The sequence below is a fragment of the Ktedonosporobacter rubrisoli genome, from assembly GCF_004208415.1.
Lineage (GTDB): Bacteria > Chloroflexota > Ktedonobacteria > Ktedonobacterales > Ktedonobacteraceae > Ktedonosporobacter > Ktedonosporobacter rubrisoli.
Genome location: NZ_CP035758.1, coordinates 7681103 through 7693464, shown reverse-complemented (window position 1 = coordinate 7693464; position 12362 = coordinate 7681103). Strand labels below are relative to the sequence as shown.

13 protein-coding genes are annotated in these 12362 nt (G+C 52.7%); 4 read left to right on the top strand and 9 right to left on the bottom strand.

The features are described from left to right. The first annotated feature begins 250 nt into the window (after positions 1-250). Positions 251-1057: a hypothetical protein gene (locus EPA93_RS33445; RefSeq protein ID WP_129891681.1), complete on the top strand. Its 807-nt coding sequence runs from the start codon at positions 251-253 to the stop codon at positions 1055-1057. A gap of 143 nt (positions 1058-1200) precedes the next feature. Here the strand turns inward: EPA93_RS33445 and EPA93_RS33440 are convergent, their stop codons facing one another. Continuing rightward, positions 1201-1545, bottom strand: a complete 345-nt coding sequence (locus EPA93_RS33440) for a hypothetical protein (RefSeq protein ID WP_129891680.1) — start codon at positions 1543-1545, stop codon at positions 1201-1203. 188 nt (positions 1546-1733) lie between these two features. Here EPA93_RS33440 and EPA93_RS33435 point away from each other — a divergent pair, with 188 nt between their 5' ends. After that, a complete protein-coding gene (locus tag EPA93_RS33435) occupies positions 1734-1976 on the top strand; it encodes a hypothetical protein (protein ID WP_129891679.1) in 243 nt (80 codons plus the stop codon). Here EPA93_RS33435 and EPA93_RS33430 read toward each other — a convergent pair whose 3' ends face one another. From EPA93_RS33430 to EPA93_RS33405, 6 genes are all read right to left on the bottom strand, one after another. After that, positions 1977-2999 carry a hypothetical protein gene (locus EPA93_RS33430; RefSeq protein WP_129891678.1) on the bottom strand — a complete coding sequence of 341 codons (1023 nt, stop codon included), beginning with the start codon at positions 2997-2999 and terminating at the stop codon, positions 1977-1979. Between the two features lie 3 nt (positions 3000-3002). Beyond that, a complete protein-coding gene (locus EPA93_RS33425; protein WP_129891677.1) occupies positions 3003-3311 on the bottom strand; it encodes a 4Fe-4S dicluster domain-containing protein in 309 nt (102 codons plus the stop codon). Further along, positions 3312-5300, bottom strand: coding sequence for an NAD(P)/FAD-dependent oxidoreductase (locus tag EPA93_RS33420; protein ID WP_129891676.1), 1989 nt, complete (start codon positions 5298-5300; stop codon positions 3312-3314). A gap of 48 nt (positions 5301-5348) precedes the next feature. After that, on the bottom strand, positions 5349-5678 hold the full coding sequence (locus tag EPA93_RS33415; RefSeq protein WP_129891675.1) for a hypothetical protein: 330 nt from the start codon (positions 5676-5678) through the stop codon (positions 5349-5351). Positions 5679-6295: 617 nt separating this feature from the next. After that, a complete protein-coding gene (locus EPA93_RS33410) occupies positions 6296-6964 on the bottom strand; it encodes a response regulator (RefSeq protein ID WP_129891674.1) in 669 nt (222 codons plus the stop codon). 23 nt (positions 6965-6987) lie between these two features. Further along, the gene (locus EPA93_RS33405; protein WP_165423566.1) at positions 6988-8175 is read right to left on the bottom strand and encodes a GAF domain-containing sensor histidine kinase; all 1188 of its coding nucleotides are present in this window, start codon (positions 8173-8175) and stop codon (positions 6988-6990) included. 508 nt (positions 8176-8683) lie between these two features. Here EPA93_RS33405 and EPA93_RS33400 point away from each other — a divergent pair. Beyond that, a complete protein-coding gene (locus EPA93_RS33400) occupies positions 8684-10084 on the top strand; it encodes a helix-turn-helix transcriptional regulator (protein WP_129891672.1) in 1401 nt (466 codons plus the stop codon). A gap of 98 nt (positions 10085-10182) precedes the next feature. Here EPA93_RS33400 and EPA93_RS33395 read toward each other — a convergent pair whose 3' ends face one another. Beyond that, positions 10183-10929 (bottom strand): response regulator transcription factor, encoded by a 747-nt coding sequence (locus EPA93_RS33395; RefSeq protein ID WP_165423565.1) that lies wholly within the window; start codon positions 10927-10929, stop codon positions 10183-10185. Positions 10930-11149: 220 nt separating this feature from the next. On the opposite strand from EPA93_RS33395, the gene EPA93_RS33390 reads away from it, so the two are divergent. Continuing rightward, the gene (locus EPA93_RS33390; RefSeq protein ID WP_129891670.1) at positions 11150-11821 is read left to right on the top strand and encodes an HD domain-containing protein; all 672 of its coding nucleotides are present in this window, start codon (positions 11150-11152) and stop codon (positions 11819-11821) included. A 52-nt stretch (positions 11822-11873) separates the two neighbouring features. Here EPA93_RS33390 and EPA93_RS33385 read toward each other — a convergent pair whose 3' ends face one another. Then, positions 11874-12359: a DinB family protein gene (locus EPA93_RS33385; RefSeq protein ID WP_129891669.1), complete on the bottom strand. Its 486-nt coding sequence runs from the start codon at positions 12357-12359 to the stop codon at positions 11874-11876. Between the last annotated feature and the right edge of the window lie 3 nt (positions 12360-12362).

The following is a 12362-nucleotide window of genomic DNA, read 5'->3' as shown; positions in this document are numbered from 1 at the left end:
GGTTTACAGAAAGTGAAAGATTTACTCAGCAAGCGCCATTTGAATCTCCATCCATGAGCCTCAGCAGCCGCTTCGGCCTCATATCAGGGCTTCAAGTGTCGGTTGTGCAAACTGACACAACTTGATACTTTTTAGTTGACAGTGGTACCAATATAATTGTATGATAATTTCCATCGATACAGTTCTCGCGCAGAACGGACAGAGTGCCGTGCCTGAAAGACAACTAGCGAGTGTAGAGAAAGGAAGAGCCATGCCGCCAGGAGGTGAGCAATCTCAGCAAAAGCGGCGTACTACTGCGAATATGGGGAGAAGAGACCCGGATACAACGGGTGATCCTCGTTTATCGGAAAAAATCAGCTCTCCATTGCATACCGATGGATATCCATATGATGAAGGTGTAGAGACGCCTCGTCCCCGCACAAGTGTTGTCCGTTATTATGGAAGTCCGCGGATTACGCAGGCCCAGCGCCTTACCGGTTCACAACCAACATCATCCCTAACTACCCGACGCCAGGCCAGACCAACCAAAAATCTACCCCCTCCCACACGTAACGTTACCCAGCCAGCTGAACCTTCTACGCAGACTAAAAGAAATGTACACTGGCTTTTTTTAGTTGGCCTGGGCATGCTTGTAGCTCTGGCCTTGTGGATTACTGGCTCATGGGTGCTGGCCTGGGGATTGCAGCGATACAACGATATACGTTATGGCTATCCGCGCACCTTTCATATGGATGCGGTCGTCGGACATGGCGGGGATAGTCCAGCTCATCCCAGCCATTTCATAGCCACTAACTTTAATCGACAGGCCATCATTATCGAATTTATGGCAGGCGATCCCGCGAAGTCTGTCAGTTATGTAGCACCTATTTACATAGCTGGGGATGGTGGTAATCTCGCACCGGTTACGCTGGAATTTCGGGATGTTACTAATGATAATAAACCGGATATGGTAGTACATATCCATTTGCCAAGTCAGGACCAGGTGTATGTCTTTGTGAATGATGGGACAAAGTTCAGGCCCTCTAATGGCGGCGATAAGATACGGCTCACATCATGATAAGAGGTGCCTGAGCGTATTTCCAGGCACCTTTTATATGTAGCGCTTCAACATGCCGTGCATGAAGAGGAACCGGACGCTCCGGTCAAAATCTCTTGTTGTTCTATCTCTATTTGCAAGCGAATATATTTGCTCATGCCGGATCAAAAGATGCTGGTATAGTGCTCTGCCACACGCTCTGCCGGGAAGAAACGCAGCATATTGCTTACCAGTAAGGCAAAGGCAATCCAGTCCAGGCCCGCATCTAGCGGTACGCCGAGTATAGTTCCTACTAAAGGCAATACTGTACTTAAAATTGCTTCGCTGAATAGGTCAGGGAAAAAAAGCACTAATAAGAGAGCCGCGACGGAACCCAGAAAGAGGGTCTTGCGCATAATGTGCACGCGCCGATCTCTCAATAGCGCGCCAATCAACCTTACCGTCTTTACGCCATGAAAGAGCATTTCTAGCCTTTTTGGATGTGCCAGTTGCTTCATAGTTTGTTGCATAATTGTTCCTCCTCACTGCTCTATATGTAATACGTAGCAGGGCCGCAATTAGTTAAAAAAAGCTCTATCGAGGTAGCTTTATACAGGATGATACAGTATTACTGGCGGCTCTGCATGAGCGGAAACGCATTCGGCTAATCGGGCTATCTCGCTCTTTAGGCGCCTATTGTTGGCTAAGAGCTGCCCGTATGCAAAAAAACATTGTTGGGCTCTCGTTGACTACCAACAGGCTGTGGGATGTGGGAAGCAAAGAAGGTTTGTTTGAGGATAGCCTTTCTTGCTCAGATAGGAGTTGCCAGCTAAGCAAACAGGAGGGGACGCCGGGAGGTTGGGCGTCCCCTACCTGGCTGCGACAAGCGCAGCATCGGGCACACGAGCAGGAGATGTATCTTTCCAGGCGCGCTTGCGCTGCCCCTGCTCACTGGTCCTGACTAGTGATGAAGGAACATAGGCATATACACAGGAATCAGCAACTGAACTGCATATTCGATATGCCAGAGCGTCAGGCCGATAGTCACCAGAGCCAGGACAATGTGAAAGATGCGCCAGTAGCGAATAACGTAGCGGTAAAACTGCTCGCGCGCTAGAGCCTGCTGTACCTCCTTCAGAGCCGAAATGTGCTCCTGCGCCCCCGGCAACAGAGCTCCAGGGCGGGCTAAAGCGCTCTTGCGATCCGGCACAAAACGATACTGTGCGGTATCGCGGCTCAACTCCTGGGGCGTCTCCTCCAAAGAGATATAGGCAAGATCCCAGGAGGTCTGTAGTACCGGTCCTCCTTTTTGTCCTGCTTTAGCAGACACGCCCGACGAGGCAAGTCGCTGCGCGGTATTCCCTGAAGTTGTCGGCATAAAGGGGACACCCTTCAGGCCAGGAATCCCAGGCACGCTCAGATCTGACTCGGGCTCAAACGATCGAATCTCCTGCGTGTTATGGACCACAATGGATTGCAGACGCTGCGAAATTGACTCGATGCGGTCCTCGCCCTGAGCGGTCAAGGCCTTCTGTACCTCCTCGGTAATCATGCGAGGCATAAAGTGATCGAGTGTGCGTCCAATGATCCCGCTGATGACCATCGCAATCATCCCATAAAGCGCATAGGTACCTGTGCGCGGATTGAAATTGCCGAACGAATGCAAAAACAGCAGGACCAGCGCCGTGACGCCAAAGGCGATATGCCAGTTGAGCCCGTTGTGCAGTTGACCTACGCCACGCTTACGCGAGCGGCGATAGATGGTATAGCCGATCGCCGCCAGGACCATAAACAGCGTCCCCGCAATCGCATAGCCATAACCGCCGATGCTATCGGGCGAGCGGTCAGCGCTCACGCGGTTATACCAGAGAAAGATGCCACCCCCCAACCCGAGTAGAATGGCCGTCACCAGTATCGTCGAACCCCAGGTTCCACCAGGACGGAAGAAGAGCCAGGGATAGCCTTTTTCTCCTTCGTTGCGCATATACTATTCCTCCCGTTCCGAGCGTAATAAACGCACCTTGAGCCACATCATCATTGCATCGCGATGCAACCCAACCGGGCATGGATTGACGCAGGCTCCGCACTGATAGCACGCACGCGCAAAACGCGCGACCGGGGGCGAGATAGAGCCGGCGATAGTCTCGTGGTTCAGCACATCAATAGTAATTGGTTCAGATAGAGCCGGGCAGGCCAGTAGACATTCGTTGCAGCCAATACAGGCGCTTATCTCCTGTGTTACCTGGGGACCTGGTTTATGCAAAAGAGCAGGTTTAAGCTTGAGCATCTTCAGCATCTAGCGCCTCTCCTCTATTCTAGCAGGATCACCCTGACTATATGACCAGAGGTTACGCGAAGGACGACGCTCAATACTGACCTTAACCGCTTCTTTCTTCTGTTCGCCCGTCTGCTGCTCGGCAGGTTGGTTAGCATAAGCCCACAAACCACGCCCTTGCGTACGCTTAGCTGATACTGGAGCCTGCGGTTGAGTTGTTTGCGAAATTACCGGTAAATTGCCAGTGAAAGGACTGATTTCCTCGGTCGTCACTTCCGGCACAGCAGGCTGTTTGCCTGTAAACGTGTCCATCTCGCCTGTAACCCTGGTCGAGATTGCTGGTAAATTGCCCGTCAACGGTTTAATCTCTCCTGTGGTTCTCTCGGAGAGCAGCGAGCCGCTATTCATAAGCGAAGCGAACTCATCGGTGTTCTTGCCGGGAACAGCTGGCAGATTGCCACTAAACGGGCTGAGCTCCTCTTCATAAAATATGGACTGTGCATTACTCTGCGCAACCTGCTGAGCACGCGCAACAGCCTCTCGTCTGAGCTCTGCCCCACTTTCCTGGCGGGCGACGCGCTCGGCAATGAGCTTTTCGGGCTGTGGACTGGGGCTCTCTACGGCAGCAACCTTGCCTGTTGTAGCAATCTGCGGCAACTTTGCCGTAAGCATGCCCTGAGCCGCGATAGAGCGCTGTTGCGAGAGATGCTGGCGAGCATCAAAATTACCTTTGAGTAGAGCCCGGGTAATATCGCGCACCGGATGCCCTTCATCAACAATACGCTTAATCGCCAGACTATCGGGCTGAGCAGGACCTAGCGAGAGATAGCCGATCAGGCGGTTATCTGTTATGGCCATGCGTCGATAGCCACCCTGGCTTTTATCGGTAAGGGTCACAATATTGGAGCCCTGGGCCATAGGATCGCCAACCGTGAGCATAGATAGTTCGCCAAGATGAGTTGCATGCCACAGTACGCCAAAGGGTTGCTGGGCTAGCTCGTCATGACCCACAAGCATGGCCCCTGCGATCCGAGCCTGTGAGACCGCCGCATACCACTGGGCACGCGGCTCATAGCGCCCGGTTTGGGGATTCTTCAGCGCAGCAACATCGCCGGCGGCATAAATATCATTCACGCTACTGCGTAGCTGATCATCGACTAAAATACCATTTTTATGCTTCAATGGAAGGCTACAACGCTCGGCCAGCTCATCCACCGGCCGCGTTCCCGTGCAGGAGAGCACCATTTGACAGGGAATCATCGTTTGCTGATTGGTGATCACGCCCGCCACAACCCCCACTCTTCCCACCACGCCAACTACTTCGGTCTGGGTATGCACAACAGCGCCTGCTCGCCGCACATTTTCCAGCACCAGCTCCGAAGCCGGCTTATCGAGAATACGCCCCATAAAGGTCTCGCCACGAATTAACCAGTGAACGCGAATCCCCCAGTAGAGCAAGCCCATAACCGTCTCGATGGCATGAGCACCTCCACCGATTACCGCCGCCTCACTCACCTCGTTCAGCCGTCGCCGCAGATCTAGATAATCCTGCAAGCGATGTAGCGTCAAGACACCATCAAAATTGCGCCCCGGTAAGCCGGCCGGCAATCCCATCGGCGTGCTTCCGGTCGCCAGCAGTAGCGAGCCATAGCCAAAGGCCCTGTTTCCATCAAGGGTCACATATTTACTGCGCGCGTGAATCTCTTTGACGTGCGCGGTCACCACATGTATACGCTGCTCCCGTTCCGTTCCTGCCGGGTAGGCTAGAAGCTGCTCACGCTCCAGTTTGGCTATGGCAAACTGCTTGAGCGCCGGGGTGTTAATTGTTGGGTGAATCTGCTCTGTGACAATCACTATGCGCTTATCGGGGGCGTGACGACGGGCCTCCATAGCTGCCGTCAGTCCAGCTATACCATTGCCAATAATGACAATATCAGCGCTATCGAGATAAGGCGCACCAGTTTTCTGTTGTGTCGATACTACTAAAGATTTATCTTGACTACTATTCACGTACTCACCTTTTATCGCAACTGATAACCCGCAGTTGATAGTAGACGGCTAGTCCACATCTATTACCAGCAGGACGCCATCAGCTTCACGCATATAATACACATCTGTGTGCGCCTTTTCGCTGAGATGGCGCTGTAGATGACCTAGAGAAGCCCGGCATTGGTCGCTACACTCGAAATGCAATTTCTGCCCCCCAGTATTCTTGAGTACAAAATTCTTGCCGGGCCCTATCCCTATGATTGTGCCATCCTCGTGCTCTACATTGCTTCCATGCACCAGCCGCGGCCCTAGCCAGCTCACTCCGACAATTCCGCCCAATGAAAAAATTCCTATTAATAAAAGCACTATGATAGCTGCTGTGATACGAGGAGAAGCCATTGTTCTTATCCTGTAAAACACTCTTCACTACAAATATGTGAGGATAGACTCCCACATAGCACTAATATGTGAAAGCGAACTCTCACATACTCTAGATCTCTTTATCAATCAGTACATATGTATTCTTTGATACATATGCTATCTTATACCAGTCTATCTCTTTAAGCCTCGCTTAGCACGGGTGCTAGCCCAAAAGTCTTACGGTAGGGCTATTCTGCGAGCTTTTGCGTCTCTATGACGTTCATTCCCTATCACGCCACTACTAAAAGATTTTTTCAGTATTACCCATTTGGGTCATCAACATGGCAATATACCATACAATTGCCTTTGATGTGGGAAAGACCACAAAAGTAATGAGCTGCTCCCTTATTCGGCACCGAGGTCCGGAACACTGTCGGAGCCGAGCAGTCAGGCCAGCATGGCAAATTGACAAGTTAGAGGTAATAGAGCAAAAAGGAGAGCATAATAAGCGCTATCAGCGGAGCCGGGGCTTTCTCTCTAGAATGAAGCCAGCTTGCGCTTGACAGAAAAAGGGCAAGCTGGCTTAGGAAGATAAGCGCGGGCTTCCGCTGCCTGGAACAACAATACAGCAGGCGGCAAAAAAGATCATTATTGGGTCAGGAGCGCAATGTGATCAAGCCACGCTGAGCGGCTAGAGAGACGGCTTCAGTACGATTCGTGGCTCCTAGTTTGCTCATAATCGAGCTCACATGAAACTTGGCAGTGCGCTCGCTAATAACAAGATGAGATGCAATCTCTTTGTTGGGCATACCTTGAGCCAGAAGGTGCAGAACTTCAAGCTCGCGCTCGGTAAGTTCTTCCAGTGGAGGTAAGTGCTCAGTGTCAGCGAAATTCCCTTTATAGGATTGTGCCCCAACGTGGCGCAGGAGCTTTGAAGCGATTGCCGGTTGCAGGAGCGAGCCGCCTTTGAGCGTCACCCGAATGGCGTTAAAGATCTCATCGCGGGGAGCGCCCTTAAGCAGATAGCCATCGGCTCCGGCCTGGATAGCATGGATAATACGTTCATCGTTATCAAAGGCTGTAAAGACGATGACGCGTGGGACCACTTGAAGTTTACGCAAATGGCGAATCGTCTCTACGCCATCCATAATAGGCATTTCAAGGTCGAGCAAAATCATATCTGGCTGCAACTTTGCCGATGCCTGTACGACCTCATTGCCGTTTCCACACTCAGCAACTACCTCGAAATCAGGCTGTGTTTCTAGTACCGCGCGCAATCCTTCGCGCACAATTGGATGATCATCGGCGAGCACAATGCGAACCATAACCCTGTTAGCCTTTCCTTGATCTAGTACGGAACGGAGACATAAACATATGTACCTGAACCAGGCTCGCTCTGAATACAGATATTACCGCCAAGCAGTTTCACCCGTTCAATCATGCCGGTCAGGCCAAAATGCCCTTCTCCCCTCTCCTTCACGCGGTCGGGGTCGAAGCCCTGGCCATCATCTTGCACCCTGAGCACGACTTGATGATCATCAGCAATCAGCGAGACTTCCACATGCTCTGCCTGGGCATGCTTGCGCGCATTCGTCAGTACTTCTTGCACAATACGATAGAGGCTGGCCTCTACACGAGCGGGCAGCGCGGGAAAATCGGTTGTCGGCTCACAATTATACTGCACCTTCAGCATGGTCTCATTGGCGAGGAGCTGCTCTAACGCTTCGGGCAGGGTATGATCCTGCAACGGAGCCGACCGCAGATCCATAACTGAGCGGCGCGCCTCTTCCAGGTTGTTGCGGGCCAGATTCAGGGCGCGCTGAATAGCTTCCTGGGCACGCTGCGGTCGGCTCTCGGCCAGCGCATCGGCAGTCTCTAGTTGCAAGGCAATCGCGGCAAGCCCCTGGGCCAGGGTATCATGAATCTCGCGGGCCAGCCTGTTGCGCTCCTCAATTGTGGCAATACGCGCTGCGGTCTTCGTATGTTCCGCAGAAAGGCGCGCGCGTTGGATCGCCAGGCCAATCTGATCGCTGATGATGTGCAGAAGCTGAAGCTCTTCTGGTAACAACTGACGCCAGCCATTACTTGCCACGTTCAGCACACCAAGAGGCGTATTGCCGGCATAAATCGGCACACTGGCGTGAAAGCGCAGTCCAAGAGCTGTGGGATCGCTATCCCTTTCAGCGTTTTTGAGGCGACTGCAGCGCACGACGTCAACATTGGAGGCGTCCCCCAGATCGCCATTGAGAAAAGTATCAAGGCAGAGGCAAAAGCCCTTCATGCGCTCTGGATGATCGGCCAGATACGGCGGCAAGGCCTGGGCTGCGGCCAGATAGGGTACGTTTTGCTCATCGATTAACCAAACCCACCCGGTCTGCAAGCCAAGCAGCTCCGTTACACGCACCAGGACATCTTGCAAAGCTTCATGGACATCAACTTTATGATTAAGGTAGCCAGCGATATCATAGAGGATCGCGAGATCGCGATTCCTGCGCAAAAGAGAGGCTGTTTCTGGCGATTGATCTCCTGACTGCATCTGCATCGTTCCATTATACCAAAACGAGAGTGACGAATTTCGCTATAGCAGTATATCACTGAACAACTATAGGTGTCGAGTTAACTTTGCGGGACAGGCCCTGGCCCCGGGGCTCACCTACGTTCTCCTGCCTTAATAGGCTTTGAGCAAGGCTTTAGCATCTATATCTATACTGCAGACCTTTTTCTCTTTCTGTATGATGGAAATAGGAACCATGGCACCGCCCTCAAGCTTCTTTCTTTTTCAGCGTGATGAGCTAGTAGTCTGTCAAGGTTGACGTGACGCGTGAAACAAGCGGGGATGCAAGGGGCTCTCGCTCCTTGACTGGGGCCTGGGGCTGTGCCCCAGCTCCCTGCGCCATCTGCCGCCGTAGGCGGCACGCTCGTCAATCTCTGCTTGACAAAGCACTAGAGGCCGAGGAAGTAGAGATCTGCTGAATGTGATACATAGAAAAAGTGCATAGCGTGTTAACTCCTGGCAATTCTAGGGTAGGGAGAGAGAACAATGTATGGGAACGCCTGAACGAGCACACTCTTCGTCACGTACAGATGCATATACCAATGAGCGTGTACCGACCTCTTTAGCAGAAGCCAGCGCACGCAACTCTTCTTTCGAGGCATATGGATTGGCTCTCCTCACCGAAGTCTATGAACTGGGCCTGCTAGCAGGCAAAAACTTGAAATTGACGGAATTACAGCAGCAGATTCTTGAGGTTCTCAGGCGTGTAAGTGAGGCACGCTGCGCCTGTTGGCTTGCCTACCAGCCCATCCATCACTGCTTTGTGCCACTAACGCCACAAGGTATAGGGCCGGCATGGCATAAGCTTGCAGCTTCGCTCAAACCCATCTATGCCCAACAGTTGGCGGCGCGCAGCCCTGGCGAGAATCTTGCCTCTCTACAAGTCGATGGCTGGCATACCTTAGTGCTCCCCCTCAGCTATGCCGGTACTTTAGCGGGCGCTGTGGTCCTCTGCTCTGATACAAGTTTCGGGCTAGCGCCAGAACAAAAATTACTGCTGGCCTACCTTGGCAACGTTGCGGCCCTGCTACACCGTAACTATGCCCTGCACGCTGAGCAGCAGCGCACAGCTATCGAGCATGAGCGCCAACGCATCGCCCGCGACATCCATGATAGCGTTGCCCAGCAGATGACTTATGCCCTTCGCCGCCTTGAGCTAGTACAATATCTGCTTGAAAACCAGCCACAGCTCGCTCTGACCGAAGCCAGGCGCACCCAGAATATTGTCAAAACAGCGCTTGCCGAATTGCGACATTGCATCGCCACCCTTCTACCGGAACGCTTGCAGGGGCAGAGCCTGGCTTTGGCCATACGGAATCTGCTAGATGAATATACGCAGGCTGATCCAATTCTTGAGATTACCTGCGAGAGCGACGATCTACAGCATATACCAGCGCCTCTTGAGGCCCCCGCCTACCGCCTTATTCGCGAAGCCCTCAATAATGTGCGCAAGCATGCCCATGCTACGCACGTGCTGATCCAGGTACGGCTGCTTGCCAATCTGCTTATCATCGAAGTGCGCGATAATGGTATTGGCTTTGAGCCTGAGCAGATTTGTCGCCAGGCCCGCGACGGCCAGCTACTCGGTTTGCGCGCCATGCAAGAAGGCGTAGAAGAGGCCGGTGGCACCTGGGAGATCTATAGCCGGCCTGGCCACGGGACAACTGTCAGGGCCAATTATCCACTCCTTAACGTCGCCGCTACCCTGACAGAACGGGAACGCGAGGTCCTACGCGGAATCGTCAAAGGTCATACCAATCGCCATATCGCCGAACAGCTCTCGATCAGCGTGGAAACCGTCAAGTCGCATGTCCGCCATATTATGCAAAAAATGCAGGTAAAAGGGCGAACTCAGGCCGCCATCCTGGCAACCAGGCAGGGCTGGCTCTAGTGTAGCTCAACCGTTGGAGCTTCGATTGGCTCAGGTCTCATAAGCTGAAAGCGCTCCTGCACCGCTCGGGCTCAATCTCCAGGCCGCGGAGCAGGCTTCTAGATCTCTTCCTCGGGTAAAAGGCCCTGGCGCAGTGCAAAGATGGCAAGCTGTGTGCGATCGCGCAGGTGAAGCTTTTGAAAGATCGTCGAGAGATAGTTCTTCACTGTCTTCTCAGAATATGCCAGCCGTTCAGCGATCTCCCTGTTGCTCATCCCGGTTGCCAGGTAACGAATAATCTCGATCTCCTTCTCCGACAAAAGCTGTGTACACTGGCTATCTGACAGGCGCTGAAACTCATGCACGATAGCCTTTGTCATCTCAGGCTTAATGTAGACGTCGCCCTGATGAACCCTTCTAATGGCCTCAACAACCTCGCGTACCGAAGAGTTTTTAAAGAGATAGCCACGGGCTCCATTCTTCATGGCCTGGACCATCTGCTGATCTTTTTGGTAGAATGTAAGGATAATGACCGACGTCGCCGGAAACTCATGGGTAATCTGCCGAGTGAGCGTCAGGCCATCGATGACGGGGAGATGAACATCCATCAAAACGATCTGAGGACGCAACTGGCGCACCTTCTGCAAAGCATCGAGCCCATCAGCAGCCTCACCCACAACCTCTAAATCTTCTTCCAGGCCAAATAGCTGCCGCAGCCCCTCGCGCATAAGGGCATGATCATCTACAAGAAGTATGCTGATCCGCCGCTTCTCCTCTTCACGCCTGGGAATCTCAGCACTATTCGTATGCAGAGTTTCTCTAGTGATTATGGTATACTGCCTATCGTCTACATTAGTATATGGCATAAAGGCTCCTTTCGCCTTTGCAGAGAATGATGCCCGGGCCATCATGCTTGCATATGTGTTTTTCAAAGGAGATTATTTAAGCGCACTTTCTCTATGTAGTATAGCGAGTAAACAATATGCTCTATCCCTCCAGTGGGGGATTTCTATTGAGGCTGCGATTACTCGCAGGCTGGAACCTGGATATGGAATATATACACTGAAAGGATAAGGTCTGGTTGGTATGGAAACGACCTTTGTCGCCCCAAAAGTACTTGAGCAAACATACGCGGAAGTGCAGCAGCGCTTCTCAAGTATTGCTGATTTGGCGCATGGCTGGGAGCATGTGAATCGGGTTTATGCGCTGGCCCTCTCTATTGCGGAGGAGGAAGGCGCTGATAGCTTCGTCGTAGGCATGGCGGCGCTTTTACATGATCTGGGGCGTGCCGCACCGGCAAGCGACACGGGGCACCACGCAGATATTTCGGTCACGCTTGCCAGAGAACTGTTGAAGAAGTATAACGTCCCTGCGGATCTGCAGGAAGCAATTATTCATGCGATTCTGGCCCATAGCTTCAGCAAAGGTCTGCAGCCCCATACGCTGGAGGCGCGCATTGTACGCGATGCCGATCGGCTCGATGCCCTGGGAGCCATCGGGATTCTACGCTGGGCAATTACTGGCGTCGTCAAACATACTCCACATTCCTATCATCCCAACGATCCCTTTGCCGAACAACACGACCTGGAAGACAGCAGCTATATGCTCGACCATTTCTACTCGAAGCTGCTCAAGCTAGGAGATACCATGAGCACAAAGACTGGGCGTTTCCTGGCCGAGCGGCGCACAGCCTTTATGCGCACCTATCTCTATGAGCTTAAACGTGAGCTTGTTGCGATTCCGGCGGCCGAAAAATAGTAGAGGACAGGCGAGAAGGCGGGCGACCCTGAGGTCGCCCTTTATATATTATTTAAGATTTAGAGGCGGCTTTAATCTCAGTCAGTTGCTGCGCATGGTCCTGATCGTGTTGCGCCAGGTCATCCACCAGCTGAGAAAACTTGCATTCGCCCAACGTGGGGTGACGAAAAGAGCGCTCCCAGGCGTCCTCGGGCAGCTTAGAGAGGTATTCAAAGATTTCCTCGCGGCGCGCCGCCATTCCGCCAAGGACCGAATCGAGAGAAACCGGGGGCTCGGCAGCTTCGCTCCTTTGGGAGGCCAGGGCTTCCGCGGGCTCGATCAACGGATCATCCTCATCCTGCACGCGCCGCATCTGCTCCAGCAGCGCCCCATCGGTGATATAGAGATGATGGGCAACTTGCAACGGCGACCGGCCATCCTCGACCGGTCGCGCGGTTAATTCCTTTTTATTAAATTTGGCTAACTGACCCATGAATCCAATACGTGCCGCCACCAACTTACGTCGAACCTTCTCAAACGAGGTTTCTGTGGTCATCATAGA